This is a genomic window from Thermaerobacter sp. FW80 (genome assembly GCF_004634385.1).
GTDB classification, from domain to species: Bacteria; Bacillota; Sulfobacillia; order Thermaerobacterales; family Thermaerobacteraceae; genus Thermaerobacter; species Thermaerobacter composti.
The window spans coordinates 1-25,137 of record NZ_CP037896.1 but is presented as its reverse complement, the minus strand read 5'-3'; the positions used below and the strand labels follow the sequence as shown (position 1 = coordinate 25,137).

At 67.0% G+C, this 25,137-nt stretch carries 24 protein-coding genes; 10 read left to right on the top strand and 14 right to left on the bottom strand.

Going from position 1 to position 25,137, the window contains the following annotated elements; genetic code table 11:
• Window positions 1-3: 3 nt before the first annotated feature.
• Complete coding sequence (locus E1B22_RS12320; RefSeq protein ID WP_243123907.1) at window positions 4-1,614, bottom strand: IS200/IS605 family accessory protein TnpB-related protein; 1,611 nt, start codon at window positions 1,612-1,614, stop codon at window positions 4-6.
• Between the two features lie 105 nt (window positions 1,615-1,719).
• A complete protein-coding gene (locus E1B22_RS12315) occupies window positions 1,720-3,180 on the bottom strand; it encodes an ISLre2 family transposase (protein ID WP_135224670.1) in 1,461 nt (486 codons plus the stop codon).
• Window positions 3,181-3,325: 145 nt separating this feature from the next.
• Between E1B22_RS12315 and E1B22_RS12310 the strand changes: the two genes are divergently transcribed.
• The 3 genes from E1B22_RS12310 to E1B22_RS12300 all read left to right on the top strand — a co-directional run bounded on the left by E1B22_RS12310 (window position 3,326) and on the right by E1B22_RS12300 (window position 6,652).
• On the top strand, window positions 3,326-4,522 hold the full coding sequence (locus E1B22_RS12310) for a nicotinate-nucleotide--dimethylbenzimidazole phosphoribosyltransferase (RefSeq protein WP_135226169.1): 1,197 nt from the start codon (window positions 3,326-3,328) through the stop codon (window positions 4,520-4,522).
• Window positions 4,523-4,527: 5 nt separating this feature from the next.
• The gene (gene cbiB, locus E1B22_RS12305) at window positions 4,528-5,460 is read left to right on the top strand and encodes an adenosylcobinamide-phosphate synthase CbiB (protein WP_135226168.1); all 933 of its coding nucleotides are present in this window, start codon (window positions 4,528-4,530) and stop codon (window positions 5,458-5,460) included.
• Between the two features lie 88 nt (window positions 5,461-5,548).
• A complete protein-coding gene (locus tag E1B22_RS12300) occupies window positions 5,549-6,652 on the top strand; it encodes a histidinol-phosphate transaminase (protein ID WP_167758989.1) in 1,104 nt (367 codons plus the stop codon).
• Window positions 6,653-7,232: 580 nt separating this feature from the next.
• Here the strand turns inward: E1B22_RS12300 and E1B22_RS12290 are convergent.
• Window positions 7,233-8,519: an IS256 family transposase gene (locus tag E1B22_RS12290; protein WP_135226166.1), complete on the bottom strand. Its 1,287-nt coding sequence runs from the start codon at window positions 8,517-8,519 to the stop codon at window positions 7,233-7,235.
• Window positions 8,520-8,680: 161 nt separating this feature from the next.
• Here E1B22_RS12290 and E1B22_RS12285 point away from each other — a divergent pair, with 161 nt between their 5' ends.
• Both E1B22_RS12285 and tnpB read left to right on the top strand, forming a co-directional pair.
• Window positions 8,681-9,253 (top strand): IS607 family transposase, encoded by a 573-nt coding sequence (locus tag E1B22_RS12285; protein ID WP_135226165.1) that lies wholly within the window; start codon window positions 8,681-8,683, stop codon window positions 9,251-9,253.
• On the top strand, window positions 9,250-10,518 hold the full coding sequence (gene tnpB / locus E1B22_RS12280) for an IS607 family element RNA-guided endonuclease TnpB (protein WP_135226164.1): 1,269 nt from the start codon (window positions 9,250-9,252) through the stop codon (window positions 10,516-10,518). Before E1B22_RS12285 ends, tnpB begins: the two co-directional genes overlap by 4 nt.
• Here the strand turns inward: tnpB and E1B22_RS12275 are convergent.
• On the bottom strand, window positions 10,429-11,730 hold the full coding sequence (locus tag E1B22_RS12275; protein ID WP_135226163.1) for a thermonuclease family protein: 1,302 nt from the start codon (window positions 11,728-11,730) through the stop codon (window positions 10,429-10,431). The genes tnpB and E1B22_RS12275 overlap by 90 nt on opposite strands.
• 552 nt (window positions 11,731-12,282) lie before the next feature.
• Between E1B22_RS12275 and E1B22_RS12270 the strand changes: the two genes are divergently transcribed.
• The gene (locus E1B22_RS12270; protein WP_243123908.1) at window positions 12,283-12,732 is read left to right on the top strand and encodes a helix-turn-helix domain-containing protein; all 450 of its coding nucleotides are present in this window, start codon (window positions 12,283-12,285) and stop codon (window positions 12,730-12,732) included.
• Window positions 12,726-13,133, top strand: coding sequence for a type II toxin-antitoxin system VapC family toxin (locus E1B22_RS12265; protein WP_135226161.1), 408 nt, complete (start codon window positions 12,726-12,728; stop codon window positions 13,131-13,133). Before E1B22_RS12270 ends, E1B22_RS12265 begins: the two co-directional genes overlap by 7 nt.
• 46 nt (window positions 13,134-13,179) lie before the next feature.
• Here E1B22_RS12265 and E1B22_RS12260 read toward each other — a convergent pair whose 3' ends face one another.
• Window positions 13,180-14,133, bottom strand: coding sequence for a tyrosine-type recombinase/integrase (locus E1B22_RS12260; RefSeq protein WP_167758987.1), 954 nt, complete (start codon window positions 14,131-14,133; stop codon window positions 13,180-13,182).
• A gap of 132 nt (window positions 14,134-14,265) precedes the next feature.
• Here E1B22_RS12260 and E1B22_RS12255 point away from each other — a divergent pair, with 132 nt between their 5' ends.
• The 3 genes from E1B22_RS12255 (at window position 14,266) to E1B22_RS12245 (ending at window position 15,748) form a co-directional block, all read left to right on the top strand.
• A complete protein-coding gene (locus E1B22_RS12255; RefSeq protein WP_167758986.1) occupies window positions 14,266-14,565 on the top strand; it encodes an AbrB/MazE/SpoVT family DNA-binding domain-containing protein in 300 nt (99 codons plus the stop codon).
• Window positions 14,555-14,980 carry a PIN domain-containing protein gene (locus E1B22_RS12250; protein ID WP_167758985.1) on the top strand — a complete coding sequence of 142 codons (426 nt, stop codon included), beginning with the start codon at window positions 14,555-14,557 and terminating at the stop codon, window positions 14,978-14,980. Before E1B22_RS12255 ends, E1B22_RS12250 begins: the two co-directional genes overlap by 11 nt.
• A 516-nt stretch (window positions 14,981-15,496) precedes the next feature.
• Complete coding sequence (locus tag E1B22_RS12245) at window positions 15,497-15,748, top strand: DUF6504 family protein (protein ID WP_135226157.1); 252 nt, start codon at window positions 15,497-15,499, stop codon at window positions 15,746-15,748.
• Between the two features lie 563 nt (window positions 15,749-16,311).
• Here E1B22_RS12245 and E1B22_RS12240 read toward each other — a convergent pair.
• The 9 genes from E1B22_RS12240 to E1B22_RS12210 all read right to left on the bottom strand — a co-directional run bounded on the left by E1B22_RS12240 (window position 16,312) and on the right by E1B22_RS12210 (window position 25,086).
• Window positions 16,312-19,557, bottom strand: coding sequence for a P-loop NTPase fold protein (locus E1B22_RS12240; protein ID WP_167758984.1), 3,246 nt, complete (start codon window positions 19,555-19,557; stop codon window positions 16,312-16,314).
• Window positions 19,558-19,926: 369 nt separating this feature from the next.
• Window positions 19,927-20,277, bottom strand: a complete 351-nt coding sequence (locus E1B22_RS12235) for a transposase (RefSeq protein ID WP_243123900.1) — start codon at window positions 20,275-20,277, stop codon at window positions 19,927-19,929.
• A gap of 244 nt (window positions 20,278-20,521) precedes the next feature.
• Entirely contained in the window at window positions 20,522-21,424 is a 903-nt protein-coding gene (locus tag E1B22_RS13640) for a transposase (protein WP_243123906.1), read from the bottom strand.
• Entirely contained in the window at window positions 21,384-21,644 is a 261-nt protein-coding gene (locus E1B22_RS13635) for a hypothetical protein (RefSeq protein ID WP_243123905.1), read from the bottom strand. Before E1B22_RS13635 ends, E1B22_RS13640 begins: the two co-directional genes overlap by 41 nt.
• Complete coding sequence (locus tag E1B22_RS13630; RefSeq protein ID WP_243123904.1) at window positions 21,641-21,736, bottom strand: hypothetical protein; 96 nt, start codon at window positions 21,734-21,736, stop codon at window positions 21,641-21,643. Before E1B22_RS13630 ends, E1B22_RS13635 begins: the two co-directional genes overlap by 4 nt.
• 496 nt (window positions 21,737-22,232) lie before the next feature.
• Window positions 22,233-22,745, bottom strand: a complete 513-nt coding sequence (locus tag E1B22_RS13765; protein WP_256369316.1) for a transposase — start codon at window positions 22,743-22,745, stop codon at window positions 22,233-22,235.
• Complete coding sequence (locus E1B22_RS13760; RefSeq protein ID WP_135226154.1) at window positions 22,742-23,701, bottom strand: transposase; 960 nt, start codon at window positions 23,699-23,701, stop codon at window positions 22,742-22,744. Before E1B22_RS13760 ends, E1B22_RS13765 begins: the two co-directional genes overlap by 4 nt.
• 385 nt (window positions 23,702-24,086) lie before the next feature.
• Window positions 24,087-24,362, bottom strand: coding sequence for a TetR/AcrR family transcriptional regulator (locus E1B22_RS12215; RefSeq protein ID WP_243123903.1), 276 nt, complete (start codon window positions 24,360-24,362; stop codon window positions 24,087-24,089).
• The gene (locus E1B22_RS12210) at window positions 24,352-25,086 is read right to left on the bottom strand and encodes an ABC transporter permease subunit (RefSeq protein ID WP_243123902.1); all 735 of its coding nucleotides are present in this window, start codon (window positions 25,084-25,086) and stop codon (window positions 24,352-24,354) included. Before E1B22_RS12210 ends, E1B22_RS12215 begins: the two co-directional genes overlap by 11 nt.
• Window positions 25,087-25,137: the final 51 nt, after the last annotated feature.

Here is a 25,137-nt window from a genome sequence, read left to right as displayed (position 1 = left end):
CACCTATGACGCCGGGCGAACAGTGCTCCCGACGATTCGCGCCGGGGGATCGCACCCCGGACCCCAAGCCAGACCATCGCACCCGGGGCCGTGCGGCCTTGAGGCCGCCGGTGCCCGGGTGGATCGGGGTTCCCCCCGACCTGGGGCGTCCTCGGAGGACCGCTCATAGAGCCGGTGCGCCCGCTTGCCGCGCACCGACGGGGCGATGCGCCGCCAATCGCTCCAGACGTGCCGCCCTCGATTCCTCGCGGGTAGAGGGCGGGCGGTTCCGGAGCGCAAGCGCTCGCCAAAGCCCAGGCCCCGGCGGGCAATCGCCACCGCCGCGGCCGCGTGGGGCGACAGCCCGTACCGGGCCATGAACTTGACTTTGCCGATCACGCTGGTGAAGGCCGGGTTGACGCGGAGCACCTCCACGCCTTCCCGGGCGGCCCGGGCCATGAGCAGGGCGTAAAATTTGCCGTAAGCAAAAGCGGACAACTTGCGGGCGTATCGCTTGTCGTCTTCTCGAAGACGGGTCTTCTTCTCCCGGAAGTCCAGGTGCTCCACCACGATGGGCTTGCCGGCGCCCTTGGCCCATGCCACCAGGTCCGCCACCGCATCGCCCAGGATGGCCTTCACTTGCTCCCGGCGCTTGCCTTGGAGCGGAAGTCGGATGTCGCGCGCCGCCACCGGGTTGCCGAAGCGGTCGACCTCCGCCACGGCCAGCCGGTCGGGGTTCAGATCGGCACCAAGGGCGCCCGCCCTTCGCGATGTCGTGATCGGGGCCGCGGGCCGTTCGGTGGTGGCGAAGACATACCAGGCGCTGTTCTTCCGGACAAAGCGGTAGGAAATCGCTTGCCCGGACGCGAGGGCCGCCAGGATGACATCCTGTCCATAGGGGAAACGGACGCCGTGCAGCCAAACATGCCGGCCAAAGCGGCCGGCCAGGGCGTTGGGCACCCGAAGGCGCAAGCGGTCGCCCAAGAGCGAACACGTCTGGTTGCCGCTCCTCTCGTCTTTGGAGCCGAGGCAGAAGAAGCTTTGGCTGCGGGCATCGCGCCATGCCTTGCGCCATGCGTCGTGGGAAGCGAACCCATTCGCCTCCAGGTGGAACTGCCGATGGAACAAGCGCCGCGAGCCAAAGCAAATCGGCGGCGATCCCGTCCGCGCTTCCGCCGCTTCCAGGCGGGCGCGCAGCATCGCCAGCCGCCGCTTCTTCTGGTGCAGCCGAAACCGGACCCGACGCCGACGCGCCGCCCGCTCTTCGGGCGAAAGGGTCGCCCAGCGCCCCTTGCCCGAGGCCAAGGCTTTCTCCTGCTTGTGGAGCTTGGCGATGGCTCGTTCGGTGGATTGGATCTGCCCGCGCAGGTGCGCCAGATGGTGCCGATGGGCTTCCTCCGCCGCCTTCACCTTGGCCTTGAGTTCGGTGGCCAGCGCGTTGAAGTAGCGGGCTGTGATGCCGTAGCGAGCAATGGATTCCCGCTTGCACTCGACAAGGGGACGCTTCCGCACGTAGAGATCGACGAACAACCGGCGCAGCAGGCGACCGTACAGGGCGGCGAGGGCGTCCAGGGCCGGGTAAACCGACCGGTCTTGAATCTTCGTCTGGAAGGTCGCCTGCATCGGCCCGATCATCCTCCTTTTCCCAGGATACCAAACGTATGTTCCGTCCGCAAGCCGAAGAGGGGGCGGGGACTGCATCAAGCTTCGGTAGGTGGATCCCCCCGACCCATGTTCCGGTCACGCCACAGAAAGGCCGGCCAGATGCCGCAGCGCCTTCACCCACTCGCGGTCCGCATGGGGTCCGTAGAGCGCCGGGATCCGCACCCGCAGCCACTGGGCGACATCCTCCACGTCGCTCCGGCTCAGGCGCTGCCCGAACAGCCGGCCTTGCGGGGTCGGGGCCACCGGTGGCGCCTGGCGGCGCTGCCAGACCGGACGCGCGTAGCGATCGAGCTCCCCGTTCGCTCGAGCCGCCAACAGCCGGGCCAGGTGCCGAGCCCCTCGCTCGCTCCACGCGGCCCCGCGCCGCTTCATTCGCCGGGCCAGCACGTGGTAGTTCTCCGCCTCGATCGCACCGAGCCGCCGCGCGTTCGCGTCGGCCACGATGCCGTCCCAGTGGTTCTTCAAGTACTGCTTCAGTTCTTGGACGCGGTCGCGCGCTTCACCCCGCGCCCGCCGGCGAGCCGCATCCAGGATCGTCTCCACCTCGCGCCACGGCTTCCCCTCGGCCAGGGCCGCCGCCAGCTGCCGGTGGGCTTCCGCGTCGTGCTGCAGTCCCCGCCGCATGGCCCGTTTCAGGTGGAACGGATCGAGGCGATACGAAGCCTGTGGGAGGTACTCAAGGGCCTTGCGGATCCACGGCGCCCCGTCCCCACCCACCGTGCACTGTTCCACCCGGGCCCAGTCCCACTCCGCCGCAAAGGCCGCCAGCGCCTCCTCGATGGACGCCGTCCCTTCGCCCACGGCCACGTGCACCCGCCGGTTCTTCAGCACCGTCCGCCCCCGCGCGTCCGTCGCCTTGCCCTCATACGCCAGCGCATGCATCAGCGCAATCCGCTCTTTCTGCCCATCCGGCCCGCGCCGCCGGCCCCGCACCAACAGCTCGTCAAACTCCAAGTCGACGGCGGCCGCCGGCCGGCTCCCGGGCGGGATCTCGCCCCGCTCAAACACCGCCTCCCGCTGCGCCTTCGCCGCTTCGTCCGCTCGGGCCCCGGCCGCCTGCACATCCGCCCACAAGGCCATGGCGCTCAGCCGCACGGCCCCGCAGCTCACCCGCTCCAGCCAGTCCGCTGCCGCCGCAAACGGCACTTGGGTGCACAGCTGAATCCCGAACTCCTGCACCAGCGGCGAGTATCGCTGCCGCGGCGCCAGCCCGAGCACTTCATCCAGCAAGAACCGCCGTGCGCCGCTCGGCCGCTCCTGGTAATACCGTCGTTCCCACTGGATCTCACCCACCCACGTGATCAGGCTCCGCGGTTGCTGATTGACGCACTTCAGTTGCCGCCGGTCCCGCTGCTCCATCAGCTGCCGGTCCAGCGCCTCCAAAGCCGTGACCAACAGTTGCCGCGCGGCCTCCTGCGCCCCTCGGACCACGGCCACCTCCAGCGCTCGAAAGTCCGGAGCCTCCCACAGGGCCTTTTCCACAACCCGAGCAAGCTGCAGGGTGATCTCCCCGATGCGGCGAATCACGTCCTTCATGGAGAGGCCTCACCTCCATCCTTGGCCAGAAGGATCGGCTGTCCCGTTTGGGACAACCTGGTGAGGTCTCTCCTTCGCTTTTCCCCCACCAGCACCTACCGAAACTTTAGACAGTCGGGGGCGGGTCGGAAGTGGGGGAACCGTTATGCGAAAGGTTCGCAGCTACGAGCCCCTAACCGGGGAGACCGAGACCGGGCACACCGTGGCCGGGTTGTTGCGCGACGGCCGGCCGGTAACCGTCCCACCGCCGGACGAGGAGGCCGGAGCCCGGGCGCGGGCACGGCTCGATGAGCTGGCCAAGCCGCCGGGCAGCCTGGCTGAGCTGGAAAACCTGGGAGCTCGCCTTGCCGCGGTGACGGGGCGGGTCCCGCCAACCCTGGGTCGCAAGGCGGTGGTCGTGATGGCGGCTGATCACGGCGTCGTCGAGGATGGGGTCAGCGCCTATCCGCAGAAGGTCACCGCCTTGATGGTCCGCACAATCCTGGAGGGCAGGGCCGCCATCAACGTCCTGGCTCGCCAGGCCGGCGCGACGGTGGTGTGCGTCGACGTGGGGGTGCGGGGCCCGATCCCGGGCGTCGACGGCGCTTCTGCCGCCGGTAGGGCAGGTGGCGGGGCCGATGGCGAGCCTGGCCGGTTTGATTTCCTACCCGCGGGGGTCCGCTTCGTACGGGCCCGGGTGCGCCCGGGAACGTCCAATATGACGCGAGGACCGGCCATGACGCGCCAGGATGCCCGGCAGGCGCTGGCCGCCGGAGCCCGCCTCGCCGCGGATCTGGCCGCAGAGGGGTTCGGGCTGCTGGCCACGGGCGAGATCGGCATCGGCAACACCACGGCGAGCGCCGCCGTCGTCAGCACCTTGATCGGCCTCCCGCCGGAACGGGTCGTCGGACCGGGGACGGGGCTCGACGCGGCCGGAATGGCCCGGAAGCGGGACGCCGTGCGGCGGGCCTTGGAAACGAACGGCCCCGACCCGTCCGATGCCCTGGACGTACTGGCCAAGGTGGGCGGGTTTGAAATCGCGGCCCTGGCCGGCCTGATCGTGGGTGCGGCCGCGTTGCGGCTGCCGGTGGTCCTGGACGGCGTGGTGGCGGGGGCCGCGGCCCTGGTCGCCGAGGCCCTGGCACCCGGTACCCGGCACTATCTGATTGCCGGACACCTGTCGGCCGAACCGGCCCACCGCGTCGCCCTGGAACGGCTGGGCCTCCGCCCCTGCCTCGACCTCGGCCTCCGTCTCGGCGAGGGGACGGGCGCGGTGCTCGCGTTCCACCTCGTGGAGGCGGCGGTGCGGGTGATGACGGAGATGGCCTCGTTGCGATCCGTGCTGGAAACCGGGAGCGCGTGAAGCCGATGACGGCTACCGACCGGGTGGTCCCCCTCCTGCTGGCTCTGCTCCTCGACGCGCTGTGGGGGGAGCCCCCCAACCGGTGGCATCCCGTCGCCTGGATGGGGACGGGGATCGGGGCTGCATCCTGCCGCGCACCTTCCTCGGCACCCGGACGGCTGGCGTACGGGGCCGCCGTGGTGGTGGCGGGCGCCGTGGCGGCAGCCGGTGCCGGGCTGGTGGCTGAGCGCCTCCTGGCCACGATGCCTCGGGCCTTGGCCTGGGTCGCCGCGGCAGTGGTGCTGAAGACAACGTTCTCCGCACGCCGGCTCGCGGAAATTGCCCGCCAGGTGCACGCGGTCCTGGCCGCGGGCGATGTGTGCCAGGCCCGGTGCCTGGTGGGGTACCACCTCGTGAGCCGCGACACCCGCGGCCTGGATGCTCCCCGGCTGGCGGCAGCGACGATCGAGTCCGTAGCCGAGAACGCGTCGGACAGCGTGGTCGCGCCGCTCTTCTACTACGTCCTCGCGGGCCTACCCGGGGCGCTGGCGTACCGGTTCCTCAACACCGCGGACGCCATGCTGGGCTACCGTGATCCGTCCCGCGAGTGGCTGGGCAAGGCGGCGGCCCGAGCCGACGACGCGGCCAACCTGATCCCCGCACGGCTGACCGCGGCCCTGCTGGTACTCGCGGCCGCCTGCCTCCGCGAGGATGCACGGGGAGCTCTCAGCATCTGGCGGCAAGACGCCGGCAAGACGGCAAGTCCCAACGCCGGTCATCCCATGAGCGCCATGGCCGGTGCGCTGGGGGTGGAACTGGAGAAGGCCGGGCACTACAAGTTGGGCGCGGGGCTGGCCCTGCCCGGACCGAGCGACATCGAGCGGGCCGTCCGGCTCTTCTACGGCACCGTGGCGATGGCCATCGTCCTGGCGTGCGCCGTCATCGCGTTGCGGGCGTGATGCTTCCCCCGCAGGCCCGGTGCGGCGCTTTCCCTTTCCATTCATGGCGGAGACCCACGGTGGGACGGTGGGAATAGGAGGGACGACGGTGCTGCCGCAACCGAAGTCGGCGATTGCCAACGTCCCTTTTGTCACGCACGGCGCAGCCGATCCGGCCGAGTTGGAAGCCTGGGGCCTCGACCCAGAGGAGGTCGTCGACTTTAGTGTCAACGACAACCCTTATGGCCCGTCGCCTGCTGTGACACGGGCGCTGGCCTCGGTGCCGGCGCATCGCTACCCGGACCGAGAGGCGCGGGCTCTGCGGCGCGCCCTGTCTGCCCGCCTCGGGGTGGGACCCGAGCGCATCGTCGCCGGCAACGGGGCCAGCGAGCTGCTCTGGCTGGTTGCTCTGGGGTACATCCGCTCCAGAGACACCGTGATGATCGTGGGGCCCACCTTTGGCGAGTACGAACGGGTGGCCCGGCTGATGGGGGCCCGGGTGCAGTTCTGGCGGGCGCGGGCGGAAACGGGGTTCGCTGTGGACCCGGACGGGGTCGCGGCCGTGCTCGACACGGTCCGCCCCGCCGTCGTGTTCCTATGCACCCCCAACAACCCGACGGGAACGCTGGTTCCGACCGACGTGATCGCTCGCTGGGCCCGGGCGCACCCAGCTTGCCTTTTCGTGGTGGACGAGTCGTATTTCGAATTCGCCGCCTACCGTCTCGCCGGCCTCCGCTCCGCCATCGAGTTGGATCTCGACAATATCCTCGTCATCCGGTCCCTGACGAAGCTCTACGGCTTGGCGGGGCTACGGTTGGGTTATGCCGTCGCGCCCCCGCAGGTGGTAGCCGTTTTGCATCGCGTGGCGCCGCCCTGGCATGTGAACGCCGTCGCCCAGGCGGCAGGCGTGGCCGCCTTGACGGATGAGGCGCACGTGGGGCGGTCTCTCGCCAGGGTGTGGGACGCCTGTGATAAGTTCCGCCGGGGGCTCGAAACGCTGGGCCTCGCTCCCCTTCCCTCAGCGACGCACTTCTTCCTGCTCGATGTCGGTGATGGGGCTGCCTGGCGGCGTCGCTTGCTCCGGTACGGTCTCGTCGTACGGGACTGCGCGTCCTTCGGACTTCCCCAGTACATCCGGCTTGCGACCCGACGCGAGGAAGAGAACGAGCGCCTGCTGGCGACGCTGGCAAGGGAAAGGAGGCGTGCCACCTGAGATTGGCACCCGCTACGGTCGCGGTACGGGCTCCAAGGCTATGGCGAAGGCGATTGCGTCCAGGAGCAGCGGACCACCGAACAAACCTCGGACGGTCAGCACCGCGTCGAGCGTGCTGCCTCCGCAACGACGATCACTGCCCGAGCGACCGGCCGACCGCGTGCCAGCAAGGATCCTCCGGCCCGTATGCAGCCAGGAAGTCCGGGCGTTGCAGCACCTTGCCGGTCCCGGAAGCTTGAACGCGGTGCCTCTCGAGGAGGGCGTTGACGCCAGGTTCCTTTGCGGACCGCGGGGGTAGGGGAGTGCCTTTTTCCGGGTTCGAAAGCCCGATTTGCTCACCACGCGGTCGGCATACCGCCCCCGCCATCGACACACCCTTTCGCGGGTCGTTCTGGCTTAGGACTCACAGCCGATTCCGTCACCGTCCCGGCCATCGAGCCGGTGCGGATCGGGCGGCAGGACGCGAAAGTTTCGGTACTTGATGTCTTTGCAGTCCAGATCAGGCGGCGGAGGCGGGATGCACACGTCGGGGTCGTGAACAGCTGGTCAAGTCCCGAACTGTCTGTAAAAGCGGTCTGGGTCATGCCACGGTGGCAGCGGGTGAAACCTCTTTCTGCGCCGCTCTTTGCCGTTGCCGCTCCTCGATGTAGCGCTCCAGCTGCTTTCGTTCGTGCTCGCTGAACTGCACCCGCCGCCAGCGCTCACTCGCCCGCCACAGCACGGCGAAGACTAGCTTCAGGCACTCCCGCTCGCTCCGAAACCGCGGGATCACCTTGGCGCGCCGCCGCTCCTCCTCGAAGCTGCGCTCCACCAGGTTGGTGGTCCGGACATGCTTGCGGTGGGCGGCGGGTAGCCGCAGGTGCGCCAGGCTCGCTTCCAGGTCCTCCTGCAGGCTCCGCATGGCCGAGGGATACTCCCGCCCGAACCGCTCCACCACCTCGGCCACCAGCCGCCGGCCCTGCTCGATATCCGGTGCGTCCCGGATCGCCTCCAGGTAGGGCTTGAGCACGGGCCGCGCCTCCTCCGGCACCTTGTCCAGCACGTTCCGCATCTTGTGCACCCAGCAGCGGATGCGCTCCGCCTCCGGCCACATGGCTTCCACCGCCTGGATCAGCCCCGGCGCCCCGTCCGTCGTCACCGTCAGCGGCGTCTTCAGCCCCCGGCGCACCAGATCCCGGAAGTGCTCCAGCCAGTCCTCGTAGCGCTCCTTGTTGCCCAGGCTCAGGTGCACCAGCACCTTGCTGCCGTCGCTCAAGATGGCCCAGGTGACCAGGATGCCCTCACGGCAGCCCGCCTGCCGGCGCAGCGACTCGTCGATGGCGTCGGCGAACAGGTACACCACGTCGAGGCCTGACAGGTCCCGCTGGGCAAAGGCCTCGAACTCCTCGTGGAGCGCCTCGGTGATCCGGCTCACGGTGGACCGGCTCAAAAGCGGCGCTTCGCTGCCCGCCAGCTCCGCCAGCGCATCCTCGATGTCCCGGGTAGAGAGGCCCCGGGCGTACATCTCCACCACCAGGCGCTCCAGCACGTCCGTCCGCCGCTTGAGGGCCCTCCACAGCGTGGGCTGGCACAGTCCCTCCATGCCCCGCACCTGGGGGACGTCGATCTCGAGCCGCCCCTCGGCGCAACGCAGCGTCCGCGGCTTGTAGCCGTTGCGGGCGCCTTCCTGGCCAGGCTCGCGCCGCTCGTAGCGTCCGCGCCCCAAAAGCTCCGTGACCTCTGCCTCCAGCAGCTCCTGGATGAGCTTGCGGGCGCCCAGGCGGACGAGGGCATGGGTCAGGTCCTCGACCTCAGTACCCTCCCGGGCCTGCGCGGCCAGCTGCCGGGCCAGCTCCGCCAACTGCTGGCTGGGTGGTATCCTGGACATAGGTCTGGGTCCTCCTCGGTGTGCCCCAGCTGGGGCGAGTTTTCCGACGCCACCGATGGTAGCCCAGACCGCTTCGCGTTTACAGACAGTTTAGGACGTCACCTGAACAGCTTGCCGAAACATAGTCAGACATAGGCAAACATATGTGCTATATTTCAGGTATGAAGCTCTCCGAGTGGGCCAAGCGTGAAGGAATCAGTTACATCACCGCCTGGCGTTGGTGGAAGGCGGGTCGGCTGCCCGTCCCTGCCCGGCAGACCCCATCCGGGACCATCCTCGTGGACCTGCCTGCTCCGGCGAAAGGGAAGACGGTGGTGTACGCCCGCGTTTCCTCTCACGACCAGAAGAGCGATCTCGACCGTCAAGTGGCCCGGGTCACGGCATGGGCGACGGAGCATGGATTTCATGTGGACCAGGTAGTCACGGAAATCGGGTCCGGGCTGAATGGGAAACGGGCGAAGTTTCGCCGACTTCTGGCCGACGCATCGGTTGCCACCATTGTGGTGGAACACCGTGATCGGTTGGCCCGCTTTGGGGTGGAGTACCTGGAAGCCGCTCTCGCAGCACAGGGACGGCGGATCGTGGTCGTGGATCCAAGCGAATCAACGGATGACCTTGTGCGCGACATGATTGAAGTGTTGACCTCCTTCTGCGCTCGATTGTACGGCCGGAGGGGGGCGCGCAATCGGGCCCTGCGAGCCTTGGCGGCAGCCCGTAGGGGCGATGCCGAATGAAGGTTCTTCAAGCGTACCGCTTCGCCCTGGACCCCACACCCCGCCAGGAACGGGTGCTGGCCTCCCATGTGGGCGCCCGCCGCTTCGCCTTCAACTGGGGCCTGGCCCTGGTGAAAGAGCGCCTGGAAGCCCGTGCCCGGGGCGAGGATGTGGAGGTGCCCTGGACCCTGCCCGCCTTGCGGCGGGAGTGGAACCGGCAAAAGCACCTCGTCGCCCCCTGGTGGCGGGAGAACTCCAAGGAAGCCTATTCCTCGGGCCTTGACGGGCTGGCCCGGGCGCTGCAGAACTGGTCGAAGAGCCGCAAGGGTGAACGCAAGGGCCGCCGGGTTGGCTTTCCCCGCTTTCGGAAGAAGGGGCGGGGTCGTGAGTCCGTGCGGTTCACCACCGGCGCGATCCGGGTGGACGACCAAAGCCACGTTGTCCTGCCCCGGATCGGGCGGGTGAAGACCCACGAGCCGACCACGGCCCTGCTCCGGCGCATCGAAGCGGGGGCGGCTCGCATCCTCTCAGCCACGGTGTCGCGGGAAGGCGGCCGGTGGTTCGTCAGCTTCACCTGCGAGGTGGAGCGGCAGCCGGGCCGGCCCCGGTTCCCCTGGCGGGTGGTGGGCGTGGACGCGGGGGTGCGGCACCTGGCAGTCCTTTCGACGGGCGAGGTGTGGCCGAACCCGCGGCCCCTGGAAAAAGCGCTCCGAAAGATCGCCCGGTCCAGCCGCGCCCTGGCTCGCCGCCAGAAGGGCAGCCGGGGGTGGCAAAAGGCCCGCCGCCGGCTGGCCCGGCTTCATGCGCGGGCCCGGAACATCCGCCAGGATGCCCTTCACAAGCTGACGCACCATCTGGCGACCACCTATGGCGTGGTGGTCGTCGAACAGCTGCACGTGGTGGGCATGAGGAAGAACCGCCGGCTCGCCCGGGCGCTGGCCGATGCGGCCCTGGCGGAGATCCGCCGCCAGCTCAGGTATAAGTGTGCCTGGCACGGGGCGGTCCTGGTCGAAGCGCCGCCATTCTATCCCAGCAGCAAACGTTGTTCCCGGTGCGGCGCGATCAAGCCGTCGCTGCCGCTTTCGCAGCGTGTTTTCCGCTGTGAGGAATGTGGGCTCGTGCTGGACCGGGACGAAAACGCGGCCCGGAATCTCGCGGCCTTGGTGGCCGGCGTCGCCGGGAGTGGCCCGGAGACGTTAAACGCCCGTGGACGGGATGTAAGACCTGCTGTCCAGCAGGCAGTCCCGGAAGAAGCGGGAAGCCGGCACCGGCTCATTGCCGGGTAAGACCGGCACCGTCGATCCGTGAGGATCGGCTGCCTGAAACAGATGACGATGTTTCAGGTAACGGTACGCGGGGTCGCATTTGCCGGAACGGCTCGCCCCGCCCGACTCGTTTGACGTCTTTGCGCGCTTCGAGCTCCCCGAACCGCTCTTCGTCCCGCCCGACGCCGATCCGGACGATGCGCTCAAACCCCACAGGCCCCGGTTTCCGGCCCGGGCCTCGCGCTGGAACTTCACGAAGAGATCCGCATACTTGACGTCGGGCGGGTAGGTGCTCACCTGGGCATAGCCTTGCAGGACCAGCATCGCATTGAACATGCCCTCGCGAACCTGCTTTTCCGATGGATCGGCGGGCGGCTGTTTCACCCAGACGTACCGAAGCGCCCGGCCGTAGCGGTCCGTCTCCGACACGTCCTTCTCGAGCCAGACCTTCTTGCCGGCGAGCTGCTTTTTCGTGAACGCCGAGGCCTCGGGTCCGTAGGGCTCCTTTTTGCCGTAGACCTCCGGCGTATCGACCCCGATCATCCGCACGCGGGTGGCCGGAAGCTTCGCGCCCTCAAGGTACTTGACGTCGATCGTGTCCCCGTCGACGACGCGGGTGACGACCGCAACGGTCACGCCGGCTGGCAACGCGGCCCGGCCCGGCTCGGTCGCCTTCGAAAGTTGGCTCGAAGCGGCAGGCTTGGTGGAGGGCGCGGAGGACGACGGGCCCGCATCCTTGGCCGAGCCCGACGGTGGCGGGGCAGGCGGCGTGGCCGGTGCGGACGCGGATGCGTCGACCGTCGGCGTCGCTACGGCTGCGCCCGACGCCGCCGGATCCTTCGCGGGTTGGGGTGAGGGATCGGCTGGCGAAGGGGCTTCAGCGGTCGTCTGCTCCGAGGGTGCTGGTTCGGGTGGGGTGCCGGGTCCGGCGATGCCCGCCCCCGTGACCATCAGGGCGAGGGCCGCGCCGAGCACCGCCGCGGCCACCTTGCGCGAGGGGATCCGGAGGCGGTGCAGGGGCCGGACCAGGCCAACCAGGCCCAGCGCCGCCGCCACGAATCCCGCCCCGAAAAGCAGATACCCGGCCCCCGAGCCCATCTTGACCAGGCCCAGCAGGGCGAGGCCGAAGCCCACCAGCCGCACCTCTCGTACGGGCCGGTTCGTCAGGCTGGCTAACCATCCTGGCCGGATCCCGGCGACGAGGCCGATGGCGACGAGGAACAGTCCCAGCATGGGTGCCCTCCTTCACGTCCGGGTCCTGCGGCACTCCCGGAGCTCGGGGCCGGTGGGGCCGGGGCTTCGCCGACCGCTGTCGGGGCCTGGGCAGGGGCCCGGCTTCCTTCCAGCAGGAAACGCGCCTCCACGGCGGCGGCTCCGCACTGGGCGCCAGGAACGTTCGCGGCGCCCAGCGACTACGGCTTCTATCGGGCAGGCCCGCCGCCGGGGCCAACACGGCGGTGCCAACAAGGTTCACGCCGCCGGTTTCCCTCTTTTTAGGATACGACGCGGCCGCGGCAATTCCTGTATGGCCGGCGCATGTGGCGCATCCCATGCGGCGGCGTGCCCCATTTGGTGTGCGTTCATTCCGAACGCATCGTGCTGCGTTCACACGGTGTGCTTCGTCGGGGCCTGGCCGGTGAGCGTCCGTCAGAGCGAATCCTCCAATGCCTTCAGGTTACCGGATCCCGTCTGGTCCTGAGGTTCCGGGGCCATCCAACAAGAATTTCGCATATTGCGGAAGTTTCGGAATTAGACTACCGTGGGGAGGTGGGGGTGGTGATTCGGATGGTCACCCTTAGCCGGGACCAAGTCGAGCGGCTCGCGGAACTCGTTGCCGCCAACCGGGAACAGGCGGCGATGCTTCAAGAGCTGGTGGATACCTTGAGGCAAGCGGCCCAGCAGGGGGCGGGCGTTCGGATTCTGGCCCATCCCGAGCGCGGCGGAGAGTGGCCCGTGCTGACCCCCGCGGAAGTCGCCCGGATTTATGGTGTTTCCGCCCAAATGGTGCGGCGCTGGTGTGCGGACGGAAAGTTGCCTGGAGCCTATAAACGCCCCGGCGGCGGATGGGCGATTCCGCTCACCGCCCTGCTGGAGGCGACGCATGTCCCGCGGCCGGGCCGGCGGCCCGTGGGGGCTCTTGCGACGATTGCGGGCCTCCTCAAGGACCGGCCGGAAATCGCCCAGGCGATCCTTGCGTCGCGGAACGATGAAGACCGGGAGCTGCCGGCATGGTAAGCTATGTGCTTGACACGGATATCAGCATTTACATCATGCAGGGTTTACCCGACGCGGTCGCATTCTGGGAGCGGTGTGCGAAGAGCACATTGCTTTTTTCTGTCGTAACCAAGGCAGAACTCCTGTCCCACCCCCGGCTTACCGAAGACGACCGAACCCGGATCAACAACTTTCTCGCTAACGGCATCATCGTTGACGTGGACGAGGTCATCGCGGAAAAGGCTGGTGAACTTCGCCGACGCGTCGCACAACGGGGACGCAAACTGCGCTTGCCTGATGCCCTTATCGCGGCGACCGCCTTGACCGAAGGAGCCGTCCTCGTTACGCACAACGTGAAGGACTATCGCGCAGTTGCGGAGGTAGCCGCACTTCATATCGAGGACCCATTGAGCACCGCATAATCGCCCCTTCTTCCTACGAAACGCAAGACGCCGCACGGTACCCATATCACCGGATCTTTTCCACGGCCTCCCTTAGCCGCCGCTGGGCCACATGCGCGTAGATCTGGGTCGTCGCCACCGTCGCGTGGCCCAGCAGGTCCTTGATGACCAACAGGTCCACCCCCGCCTCTGCGAGCCGTGTCCCGAAGGTGTGCCGCAGCTTGTGGGCGCTCGCCCGCCAGAGCCCGGCCCGGGTGAGGTGGCGCTTCACCGCCACCTGGGCCGCATTCTTGGTCAGAGGCCGGCCGGCCAGCGTCCACCAGAGCGGATCCTGCGGCGCCTTCGGCTTCTTCGGGCCCGGCCAGGTCGCAAGGTAGCGCAGCAGGGCCTCCTTCGTCCGGCGGTGAAGGGGGAGGAGGCGCTCTTTGTCCCCCTTGCCGATGACCCGCAGGGTCTCCTCTTCAAAGTCCACGTCGCCGTACCGAAGCCCCACCGCCTCGCTGATCCGCAGGCCCTGATACAGCAACGTCGTCACCAGGGCGTGGTCGCGCTCTTTCAAGCGAGCATGGTGGGCCTTCTGCCGGGGCGTGAGGCCCTCGTCCGAGAGAACGACCCGCAAAAGCCGCTCGGCCTCCGCCTCGGAAAGGTAGACTGGCAGGCGCTTGTGCCGTTCGCCCCGCACGGGCCGCTCCAGGCCGGCGAAGGGATCGCGGGCAAGGACGCCTTCGGCCACCATCCACCGGAACCAGCCGCTTATGGTGCTCCAGCGCCGGTCGCGGGTCGACGGCGCGAGTTCCCGGTCGGCCAGGTGGGCGAGCCACCGCCGGGCCCCGTCCCGGTCGAAGCCGGCCAGGTCTGCGTCGGTCAGATCCTCGGGGTCCTTCCGCAGCCGGCCGGCCAGCCAGCGGCAAAAGTCGGCCAGGTCGCGGCGGTACTCGACGAGGCTTGCGGTTTGCAGGCCCCGCTCGACCCGCTTCGTTTCGAGGTACTGCTCGGCCCGTACGGGCAGCTCGCTGCGCACGCTCCATCCCCCTGGGTGGCAACTTCGTTCCGCGACTTGCATACAAACGTCCGAGAGTACGCCATACTCCATTATGCCATGCAGCACCGGGGGGTGTATGCTAGGATGGTGGGGGAGAGGGGAGGGATGGCCATGGGGCTCGGACGTGTGCAGGCCCGAGGCCAAGTCACGATTCCCGCGGAGGTTCGCGGAGCCCTACGGATCCGGCCTGGTGACGTGCTCCTGTTCGAGGCCACGGGGCCGGACGAAGGGCGGTTCCGTGTCGTGCGAACGACCCGTTCGCTCGATGAATACTTCGACCGGTGGCGCGTCGACGGGCCCGTGCCCGCCGATCTCTGGGAGACGGTCGCCGAGGATGTCGCCCGGGACGCCCTGCCGTTTGCGGTGCTGGATCGGTCCGAGCGGGAGGCGGCCGCGGCCGGTGAACGCTGAGCGCAGGCAGCTCGGGTGGCTTGACGCGAACCTCTTCATCCATCCGTTCTTTCGGGATCCGCTCGCGGAGACGTGCAAGGCGCTCCTCGCGGATCTTCAGCAGGGCAGGGCCGAGGGTTTCCTCGATCTCATCACGATTCACGAGCTTACGTACGCCTTGTACCGCCACGTCTTCCGCCAGGACCGCAAGGCCGTGGCGGACTACCTGAGCACCTTCATCGGCCTGGAAACGGTCCAGGTCGAGAACAAGCCGGCCGTCCTCAAGGCACTGTACTACTGGGCCGCCGATCCAACCTGCGACTCGTTCGGGGACGCACGCCTGCGGGCCCTGGCCGAGGCGACGGGGCTCCCCGTCTGCACGGCGAACAGAAAACACTTTCGTGGGATCCCGAATACCTTTCCGTTTCGGGCGTAGCCGGCGGGCCTGCGTCGCCTCGCAAGCACCGAAGGGCGATTTCGGCCGGCCGAAAGGGCAGGCAGCCAGACCCCGGCCTCGGCGGCCGCAGGCCGGGAAGCCGACGCAGACCGGGTGAGGAACGAGTCGCCGCTACGTGAGCGATCGACGCCGGATGCCGATGGGGGAGGGGGGGCCGTTGGCTGCAACCGCGCCGGCCCGGGCTCGCAGGGGCCGAACCGCGCCGAAGCGGGGATCGGCTCGCCGGGTGCGGCGCAGGCGCCGCGCCCGAATGCCGCGTTTCGCCGCGACGGGATTCATGGTGGGGATTGGCTTGCTCCTTGCAGCCGACGGGCGGCTCGTGCCGAACCTTGGTGGCTATCTGCTCGCTTTGGCTACTGCAGTGGTACTGGATCTTTTCATCAACCGTGCATGACGCAGCAGCGCCCAGAGCATGCTGGACCGCCTCTTCCGCATCGAGGTCTTGCTGAACAGCGATGTCGGGACGCCTGTATCGGTGTTCCGTGGGGCAAGGTCATGAGCCTGATCGACCGCCCGATTCGCGTTGAGGCTGACCGTCGGAACCGCCCGGTGGCGTTCGTGTGGCGGGGCATCCGCCGTGTCGTTGCGGAGGTGCTGGAGGAGTGGCGCGAGATCGGGCCGTGGTGGGAACAGGATCCGCCCGAAGAGCGATTCGTCTACCGTGTGCAAACCCAGGACGGCGGGGTATACGAGATCGACTACCGGATCCCGGCCCGGCAGTGGTTCTTGTATCGGATTTACGACTGAGGCTGGTAGGCAGGCACCGGGCCTTGCGGTGCTTCCATCGCCAGGTGGGAGGAGACAAGACGCCGAAAGCTGCCTTGCCCGCATCCTCGCGCGGCCTTCGCAACCCGTCCCGCCGGTGTCGCAAAGCCTGACGTCCGACCGGATTGCTGGACGTTCCGTTGCACCGAGGGGGTGACGGCGGCAGCTTGGCGGGGGGGGAAGGGCCGCGCCGGGCCCCGGCGACAGGCCCGCGAGGACCTCCACCGCCAAAGGGCTCGGGGACGGTTCGACCGGGCCTTTCATTCAACAAAATATTCATTTTGTGAAACACTTATTTGGCGCTACGGGCTCCTTTCCTTCGGGCCGATCATCTCCCCCCTTGCCCTGGTAGGTTGTTGTGCTGCCCGGAGCAACCGGTCGGTACTCAGACCGGCACCGCATCGGGGACGTGAGGGTACTGGTCGGGCTACTCCTCGCGCGGGTTGTACGGGTACTTCCACTCGGATGGCTTCTCCGGATACCCGATGAACTCCCGGAACCTCGTCACCGGCTTACCCAAGTCAGTGACAACCCAGGAGCTCGCATCAATCCTCCTGGCCCGCCTCTTCTCCCTGGAGAAAGCCGGCTATCCCCTCGAGCGCCCCCCGGATCCTCTCGTCCTCGACGGCCGTTCGCACCTCCTCCACCCGCTTGAGGGCTTCTCCCCGGATCGCTTCATCCAGATCCGGAACAAGGGTTCGGCGCTTTTTGAGCAGCTCGGCGAACCACTCAAGCTCCGTCTGGGAAAGCCGCGTAAGGGCGTTCGGAAGCCAGGTCAGCAGCAGATCATTCAGGTCCTCGACACCCACTTCCTCAGCGCCCTCCAGGACCACCTCTCCCACGGCTCCCAGGAACTTCTCCGCGCCCCAGCCCCCGTACTCCCCGAGGAGCTTCGAGAGGCCCCGGGCCATCCGCGCTGAGAGGTTTTTCCGCGCGTCTCCGGTTAGGAAATCTAGATAGGCCCGAATGGTCGCCGGGTCGTACGCCTCTTCATCGTCGAGGAGGGCCGTCGCAGCCTCCTCAAGGGCGTCAGCGAGCCTGTGGTCCAGTTCAACCGGGAAACCCTGCCCCCGAAGGTCCCGGAGGAGGCCCAACGCGTCCGAGCCGCAACCCTCTTTCAGCAGGTGTAACCAGTCACTCTTTTGCAGTCCCTTCAGGCCTTCGCCTAAGAATTGCAGAAACGCTCCCGGCGGGCCGCCCCCGGCCGCCCAGAGGATCCTACGGTAAGCAGGGAGGAGATGTAGGGCAAACCCCCTTGACTGGGCCGCTCTGACTATTTCGTCTTGCTGCCTCCGGTACATGGCTTCGAAGGTCTCCTTCCCCAGGAGATCGAAAAGGCTCTTGCCACATTCCAGAAGGATCTCCGGGGAGAACGCCTCAGGGTATGCCTCCTTGAGGTGGTCGAGGAGAGTCGCCACAAGTTCTTTTGCTTGGGGATTCCTGTTGATAGCCTCAATGACGCTCTGAACGGAGAAGTTGGTTTCCCTACATCCCGAGAGCTCTGCCAAAAGTTCGGCCATGTCCCGGAGATCGACCCCTTGGGGGTTCCGGAGAAAGCCGGCGTATCTCTGGGCTCCCTGGCTCGCTCCCCCTCCTAGGGACTGCAGCTGGCCGGTTGGATTATAGATCAGGAGGGGCAAGAGAAGAGTCCCTAGGGTCTTCCCGTCATTCGCATGGGCCAGGTGGTGCAAAAGAAACCAACTGGTGGCCAGGTCGTTCAGGGCATTCCTGGCCTCCTCGCTGATGGGCTCCAATTGGAGCAGGGCGTAGATCGCAGCCCGGACCTCCTCATCGGTGTAGCGGTTGCCTGTGGCCAGGCGGCCCCGGAGGCTGTTGACCAGACCCTTCCAGTTCCACCCCTGATCGATGTAGGACAGGGCCCGGGTAGCCAGCGCCTCGGTCATCCTAAACTCCCCTCGCCCAACGCGCGCGACGAGCTCGCCGAGCACTTCCGGCGGCTTGCGGGGTGTAAAGGCCTTCTGAACCTCGTCCTCGAGCTTCCAGAAGTCCAGGGCGCTGAGGGCGAGGATCCAGTCGGCGGGTTCCTGGACCGGGAACCGGAAATCTTCGGGTACACCCAGGTTGAGTTCCCGTTTGACCCGGTCTAGGAAATCCGCCAAGCCCTTGGCAGCATCCTTGATAACCTCGTTTCCGGAAGGAGCCTCCACCCCTCGCAGGATGACCCCGATAAGCCTGCACCGCTCTTCCGCGCCCGGGGCCGAGGCAACGAGCACCATTAGACCCTGGACCACCTCATCGTCCCCCATCTTCCACCCCCCGGCCGAGGTGGCCCTTGAGCGGAGGAGGCCCAGGGCCTGTCTCTGATCCTCCTCCGGCAGAAGGCCCCCTACCTCCTTGATGGCAAGCGCCGCCTTAGCAAGAAGCTCGGGGGCCTTCTCTGCCCACTCCCCCGCCTCCTCCAAGGCCTCGAGGACCAAGGTACCCAAGGCCTCCGGCCGGACCTGCCGGGCAGTCTCCCTGAGGACGGGGCTCCCCGGGGCTTCGAGGCCCTTCCGGATCTCCTCTAAGAAGAGAACCTGGAGGGCCTTGTCCAGCTCGACGTTAAAGTGCTGGGCCAGCAGATAATCCTTCCACTTCTCCTCTTCGGGGAAGAGCTTTTTAACCTCCGCCTCCCTCTTGGAGAGGGCCACGCGTGGGTTTTTGGCGAGCTCCTCCCTAAGAGCCACATACAGAGCCTGCATGGGCAGGGGAATCGCGTCCTGCCAGATGCGGTGCTGACTTCCCACCAGGTTCACGAACTGCTTAAGCTCTCGGGGAGCCGGCTGGCCATCGCCCCTAAGGACAAGGTTCCTGTAGACCCTGTAGACCGCATACAACTCCTCCTGGTGGTGTCGGGGAAAGGCCTCGCGGAGGAGCTTGAAGAGGAAGGATTTCCAGTCCGAGAGTACCGGCGGGGGAACATGAAGCCTGGTCTGAAAGAACTTGGATATAAAGACCTCCGTGAGATTTTCTCCGTCGCTCTGCACATTTCCCCAGAGGTGGCAAATGGCCGAGGGGTCGAAGGGCACGATGAGCCAGAGCTTTTCGCTCCAGGCAGCCCCACGAACATCAAAGAAGGTGCGCATCGTGGCCCAGACGGAACGGGCCTGTTCCGCGGGGAGGCGGTCCAGGTTATCCACGACGATGACTAGGCGTCGGTCATCGGTCACGGCTCTGTCCAGAATGTCCTTGAACCTTGCCTCGAACTCCACGGAGGTAGGCTCGGGGGTGCGAAGGGTGGAAGTCCTGGTTTCGGTACGGTTCTGACCAACCAGGCTTGGGAACTCAAATCTCCCCTCAGCCCTGAGACCACGGATCATGAAGTATAAGGCAACGAAGAACGGTGAAAGAAGGGCCGCGACGCCAAGGACGGAAAACCAGAGAGGGGCTTGGTATATCGGCTGGCTGCTCAGTAGGGCCGTACCCAGGGGGATCCCCAGGGTGAGAAAGAGCCCGATCCAATAGCCCTCACGGGTCATGACCGGAGAGGTCTGAGAATAAACGCTCTCCTTCCGGCAAGCCAGCTCGTCCATTTGGTTGTTGATCTGCTCCAGGGCCTTTCCCTCAAGCCAGCCAGTCTCCGCGAGGAAGGCTGCGAGCCGCTCGAGAAACGACCGCCGGAGCGGGTCGCCCTCGTGGCTCCACGCGTCGAAGACAAAAACCCGCACCCGCTTATCCGAGTTCCGTTCTACTGCCTGCTGGAAGAGCCTGACCACGGTGGACTTCCCGCTGCCCCAGCCCCCGAGTAGGGCCACCGCCTTTCCGCCACTTGAGTTCAGGACGAGATCCACCAACGCCCGCGCTGTTAACTCGTGACCCCCGCCCAAAGCGTCCTCGGCGCTCGGATCGTCTGCGAGTAGGTAGGTTGGGCAGATTTCTCGCTTCCTTGCAATTTCCGCTTCCATAACTCAAGATCGCTCTGCCTTTCCTGGCATACTTCCTGGCCGATTTTCGTTCGGCATGCACCCAGAGGTGCGGGGGACCCTCGGTGCATACTGACCCTAGGAAGGCGTGGCGCTTCGAGAAGCTCGGCCTCTTGGTGTCAAGGGGCCACCTCATGTAAAACGACAGCGCCTCCTCTGGCCGGACACACGGGCCCTCGCCAGTCCCAACCCCTTGGTCCCCACCTACACCAGGGTGCCGTAGTACATCAAGGTGTGTCAATCAATGGCATACCGTCCCCGTAAGAAACCCAAGATCCTGATCGGGGCACCTTTAAGAGGCAGAATCCGGCTCTCGAACCGCTCCTCGAGGCCCCGCACCCGGGGACGCCGCAGGGTCAGGGTGCCCATGGGGGTGGTCAGCTTCCGCGGCTTGCCGTACCCGTTCCGGTACCCGGCCGGTGCATCGACGGCGGCACGCCGCGGGTAGCGGACCCGGCCCAAAAGCTCGGTCACCTCGGCCTCCAGCGCCTCCTGGATCAGCGCCTGGATCGCGTTCCGCAGCCACTCGTGCAGTCCTTCCCAGGTGGGGCTTGACGTCAGGTTCCCCGACGTGGTCCGCTGGTGCATGGCGGTGGCTCTCCTCCCTCCGGGCTTCCAAGCCCTCGTTGTTCACCAAGAGGAGGGTACACCGCCTTCGCCATTTACACACCTTTTGAGGGTACCTCGTCAATTCAGCTAAAAATGTTACCCAAGAGCCTGTTGCACCGACCCTGAGAGATCGGACCTAGTGGGAACGTACCGGGTCGATTCGCTCATGTCACATGGGCTGACGGTCAGGACTGTGTAGGCCGGCGGCCCGATCGTGACCCTTCTACGCCAAGCCCGCCACCGTACATTCAAAGGGCAAGGTGGCGGATCGCTCCCTGACCCTCCGCCAGAGCTTCAGCAAGTTGTGGGTCAAGCAAAGCAGCTTCCACTCGCTGTCACACGCCGCCAGACCCCGACGGAGGAACCGGTCGGCCCCTCGCACGGTCTTGATCTGCCCGAACACGGGCTCCACGGTCTGGCTGCGCTTGGCGTAGATCGCCTGCCCTCGCCGGGTCCGCAGCTTGCGTTCCATCCGCTCCCGCAGGCTCAGCCCCTTCGGGATCCGGCCTCGCGGAGGGGGTGCATCCTTCCAGGCTTGGCGCTGCTTCCACTCCTTGCTCGTCGCCAGGAACAGTTCCGGCCCATCCGCCGGCGCCTGCTTCACGTTCGCCTCGCTCCAGTACCCCGCGTCGGCCACCACGGCCCGGATGGGTTTGTCCACACCTGCTGCCTGGAGGTTGGCTTGCGCTTGTTGGAGCATCGGGTGCAGTTGGCCCACGTCGTTGGCGTCCTGCGTCACCGCCGCCGCCACGATGAGCTGGTCTTCGGTCACCACCGCCTGGGCGTTGTACCCTTGCACAAAGCCCTGCCGGGTCTTCATGATCCGGCTGTCCGGGTCCGTGACGTTCGCCTTCGCCGCCGGATCCACCGAGGGATCCGGCGCCTTCGGCTTGCGCCCCCGCCGCTTCTTGCCGGTCGCCTGCTCCTGCGCCTTCCGCTCCTCGATGCGGGCCTGCTGCCGGGCGGCTTCCCGGGCCGCCTCGTCCTCCAGCCGCCGCTTGCATGCCTTCAGCCGCTCCAGCCGGCTCGCACGGTGGCGCAGCTCCTCCGGCAACTCGTCCCCACGACGCCCGGGGCCGTACCGCTCATCTTCTTCCCGGTCCGTGGCCTCCGCCTCCCGGAGCATCTTCTCCACTTCCTGGCGAATCGCATCGTAGGTTCGGTTGGCGCCAGCGAGGCGTTGGCCTTGACTTTCGTCCCGTCAGTGCCACCACGCCGACCTTCCCCAGCCCCGCCTCACGGCACAGCCGCAGCACCTGGGTGAACAGCGCGGCCAGCTCCCGTGCATGGCGCTGGCGGAAGCGGGCGATGGTCACGTGATCCGGCTTCTGGTTGGCGGTGATCACCCGGAAGGCACGTCCTCGAGGCACAACCGCTCGATCCGCCGGCTCGACCGTTCGCCGACGCAGTAGGCGTACAGCAGGAGCGTCACCATCATGGTGGGGTCGTAACTCTTCCGCCCCAACCGTCGGCGCGGTACTTCTCGTAAAAGGCCGCAGGTCCATCTGCTCGACGGCGTCGATCAGAAAACCAGGCCAGGTGATCCTCAGGCAGCCCGTCGCGAAGGCTCGGTGGGAGCAGGTACAGTTGGCCGCGGTTCACCGGGCGGAAGTTGTAGGCCATAGGAAACTCAGGCAATGGCGAATTCCAACCGATGCTTTCACTTAACCTCCCGGGGCTGCAGTCCTGCGGAAATACCTGGGTTCGTGAAACAGGCTCGGTAGTGTTCGCCATTGAGTACCCGTGTCCTCCTAATGGCGACCGAAAAGTTGCGATCGCGACTCGAGACCGGAGCGCGGGCGAGGTCTCTGAAAAAGCGGCGGAAAGCTGAACCCATGGGGTCGAAGGGAGTTGCCATCGATTGGATGGGATACGTGGCACTACGGGAGAGCGGCTCTGCAAGGTTGCCCGGCTTCCTCCGGGTACCCGCCCTCTCAGGCGGCCGCCTGCTCCGCGGCCCGAGTCCTCTTCCCGCGTCCAGGCGCGTCTTTGAATCGACGGGCCATCTTCTTGGCGTTGAGCACCAGGCAGGTCAGCAGCACCTGAATCGCCGTCCGTTCCCGGCCCCGGTAACGGCTCCGCCCGAGGCCGTGCCACTGCTTGGCCTCCCCAAAGGTGCGCTCGACGACCTTCCGGACGCGCAAGGCCCGTTTCAGCCCCCGCGGCCGGTTCGCTTCCGTGCCCGGATGCCAGTACAACACCTTCCGCGTCTGGCTCCGGCTCAGACAGCTCCCCGCCCGGGGGCAGCCGCGGCAGGCTCGCTCGGAAAAGTACACCAGCCACCCCCCGCGCTGGTGCGGGCTCTGGCCGATGGAGCGGTGGCCCTCGGGACAGATCCACTGCCGGCGGCGCTTGTCGTACGTGAACCCTTGCTTGGGCAGCCTTTGCCTTTGCGTCCGCTGGGGGATGTACGGACGGATGCCTTGCCGAACGAGATCCTCCCTCAACCTCGTGGCGTCATACGCCTTGTCCGCCACCAGCCGCCGTGGCCGGAGCCCCTGGACGCGCGCTTGTCCACCAGCGCCGGCGCCCCTTCGAGGTCGCTCGCGTTCCCCGCCGTCACCGTCGCCGCCAGCACAAAGCCGGTCTCATCCGTCGCCAGATGCATCTTGTAGCCGAAAAAAGGCTTCTCCCGGCGCTGGTGTCCCCAACGCGCCTCCGGGTCCGCGTAGCTCGCCACCCGTTCGTCCTTCAGCACCCGCTCCACTTGCTTCCGTACGCGTCGCACCGCCGGTGCCTTCGCGGCTTGCCGCGACGTGATCGCCGCCAGCAAGGCTTCCGTCCGTTCCTGTTCCGCCTGCAGCAGCTGATCCTGATCTTCATAGGTCGCGTCCGGCACCGGCTCGGCCAGCGCCTCCAGTTCCTTCGCCACCGGCGGCGCCGCCTGCCGGACGGCTTGCAGCAGCCGCTGCCGCCCCTCCCGCAAAAGCTGCACCCGCGTGCGGGCGGCCGCATGGGCCACCACCGGGCTGGAGTCCATCACCAACCAGCGGCCTTTCAGGCATCCCTTCGCCCGCGCCTGCTCCACTAGCCGCTGCAGCAGCCGCTGCCACCGCTCCTCCCCCAACCGCTGCCGAAACCGCACCAGCGTCGTGTCGTCGGGAATCGCGTCCTCCCAGCCAAGGCGGCAGAAGTAGCGATAGAGGACGTTGTAGCGCAGCTGCTGGCAGACCTGCACGTCCGACAGGTTGGCCCACACCGCCAGGAAAGAGGATGCGCACCAGCTGCTCCGGCGGATACGAAGGCCGGCCTTGATCGGCGCTGTACAGATCGGCCGTCTCTTCCTCCACGAACGAGAAATCGACAGCCCGGTCGATGTCCAGGAGGGGATGGTCCGCGGCAGCATGTGGTTGAAGAGGATCTCATCGAAGAAGTTCCGCTGCTGATCCAACCGTCCCAACATGGTGCACCGGCCCCGGTTTCGGTATCGTCTCCATAAGGGGTTTTTCGCTTTGCGTCCTGCCCGTCCTTGCCGAAAAAGCAAAGGAGTTTTTCAGAGCCCTCCTCCTTCGTTTTTGCCTCACCATCACCTACCGAAACTTTAGGCAGTCTGAGCCGGGGGAAGAGTCCTTCATTGAGCAGGGTGATCAGCGCCAGTGCCTGCTCCAGGGAGACCCCCGGCCGCAGGCGGCTCGTGTCGACGTCCTTGAAGAAGACCTCCATGGCCCGATCGGCCGCCTGCTGCTGCCGACGGCGCCACTCCGCCGACACCGCCGGGTCGCTCAGGCAGCGGACGAGGAAACGGTAGAGTTGAGGCCGTTCCCGGTACACCTGGAGCTTGATCAGGGCTAGCCTCGACATGCGGTCGAACAGGTCGCGGGGCAGTCCTTTCGAGCTTCATCAAGGGCACCTTCCACCGCCTGGATCGCGTAGTCGGCCACCGCCCGGAACAACCCGTCCTTGCTCCCGAAGTGGTAAAGGACGAGGCCCTTGGCCACACCCGCGCGCTTTGCGATGCGACTGAGGGAGGCCCCGACATAACCCTGCTCGGCGAATTCCTCCAGTGCCGCTTCCAGGATGCGCTGGCGCCGGGTTTTCGTCGCGGTCTGGTCGCTACCGGGCATTTCGGACACCCGCGGTCACGCGAAGTCCTTCCGGTGAAGGAGGAGGGTACCCAGGGCGGATCCGGCTAGGAAGACGCCCAGGAGCACCAGCATGCCCGGCACGAAGGGGTCCCCGGCCGCCGCCCGGTCCAGGGCGGGTGTAGTACTGCAGGGTGAAATAGCGGAGAAAGTTCAACCGGTCCGACAACTGGGCGAGGGCGTGCACGACGAAGGACCCGAGGCCGATGCCAACGGCGACGGACGTGGCGGTTTGGGTGCGCTGGAAGAAGGGGGCGATGGCGAAGGCCACGCCGCCCGCGGCCAGGGTTGCAACAAACCCGGCCAGGTGCGTCGTCGCCTGCCGGGAGAGGTCGAAGTCGTCCTTGGCGACGGCGAGGCCGACCGCCATGCTCGCGGCAAAGATGAAGAGCCACAGGACGACCGCCAGTACGGCGAAGGCCGCCACCTTGGCCGCCATGATCGCCCTGCGGGTCACCGGTCGCGTGTAAAGGAACTCCACCGCTCCCAAATCCGGCTCGCGGGCCACGCTGCCACCCGCTTGCATCAGGCCGTAGATCGTGGCCAGGAGCACCACGTAGCCCATGGTGGAGATGCCGTGGTAGCTGTTGACGTCGGCGATGGCGGAGGGAGTAAAGCTAAGGGCCCTCAAGAGTGCCTCGGGAACGGCCTTCAGGGCCTCCACCATGACGGGATCCTGGACGTACGGGAACAACCCCAGGTACACCCCGACCATCCCCACCATCACACCCGCCCAGATGAACAGGCCGCGGCGAGC

Excerpts from the sequence above, each read along its gene's own strand:
- E1B22_RS12290 (WP_135226166.1), bottom strand. The coding sequence starts at position 8,519 with ATGTCCAGGATACCACCCAGCCAGCAGTTGGCGGAGCTGGCCCGGCAG.
- E1B22_RS12285 (WP_135226165.1), top strand. The coding sequence starts at position 8,681 with ATGAAGCTCTCCGAGTGGGCCAAGCGTGAAGGAATCAGTTACATCACC.
- E1B22_RS12320 (WP_243123907.1), bottom strand. The coding sequence starts at position 1,614 with ATGATCGGGCCGATGCAGGCGACCTTCCAGACGAAGATTCAAGACCGG.
- E1B22_RS12245 (WP_135226157.1), top strand. The coding sequence starts at position 15,497 with ATGAGCCTGATCGACCGCCCGATTCGCGTTGAGGCTGACCGTCGGAAC.
- tnpB (WP_135226164.1), top strand. The coding sequence starts at position 9,250 with ATGAAGGTTCTTCAAGCGTACCGCTTCGCCCTGGACCCCACACCCCGC.
- E1B22_RS12265 (WP_135226161.1), top strand. The coding sequence starts at position 12,726 with ATGGTAAGCTATGTGCTTGACACGGATATCAGCATTTACATCATGCAG.
- E1B22_RS12215 (WP_243123903.1), bottom strand. The coding sequence starts at position 24,362 with ATGCCCGGTAGCGACCAGACCGCGACGAAAACCCGGCGCCAGCGCATC.
- E1B22_RS12270 (WP_243123908.1), top strand. The coding sequence starts at position 12,283 with ATGGTCACCCTTAGCCGGGACCAAGTCGAGCGGCTCGCGGAACTCGTT.
- E1B22_RS13760 (WP_135226154.1), bottom strand. The coding sequence starts at position 23,701 with ATGTTGGGACGGTTGGATCAGCAGCGGAACTTCTTCGATGAGATCCTC.
- E1B22_RS12275 (WP_135226163.1), bottom strand. The coding sequence starts at position 11,730 with ATGCTGGGACTGTTCCTCGTCGCCATCGGCCTCGTCGCCGGGATCCGG.
- E1B22_RS13640 (WP_243123906.1), bottom strand. The coding sequence starts at position 21,424 with ATGCTCCGGGAGGCGGAGGCCACGGACCGGGAAGAAGATGAGCGGTAC.
- E1B22_RS12310 (WP_135226169.1), top strand. The coding sequence starts at position 3,326 with ATGCGAAAGGTTCGCAGCTACGAGCCCCTAACCGGGGAGACCGAGACC.
- E1B22_RS13630 (WP_243123904.1), bottom strand. The coding sequence starts at position 21,736 with ATGATGGTGACGCTCCTGCTGTACGCCTACTGCGTCGGCGAACGGTCG.
- cbiB (WP_135226168.1), top strand. The coding sequence starts at position 4,528 with ATGACGGCTACCGACCGGGTGGTCCCCCTCCTGCTGGCTCTGCTCCTC.
- E1B22_RS12315 (WP_135224670.1), bottom strand. The coding sequence starts at position 3,180 with ATGAAGGACGTGATTCGCCGCATCGGGGAGATCACCCTGCAGCTTGCT.
- E1B22_RS12255 (WP_167758986.1), top strand. The coding sequence starts at position 14,266 with ATGGGGCTCGGACGTGTGCAGGCCCGAGGCCAAGTCACGATTCCCGCG.
- E1B22_RS12235 (WP_243123900.1), bottom strand. The coding sequence starts at position 20,277 with ATGCACCAGCGGACCACGTCGGGGAACCTGACGTCAAGCCCCACCTGG.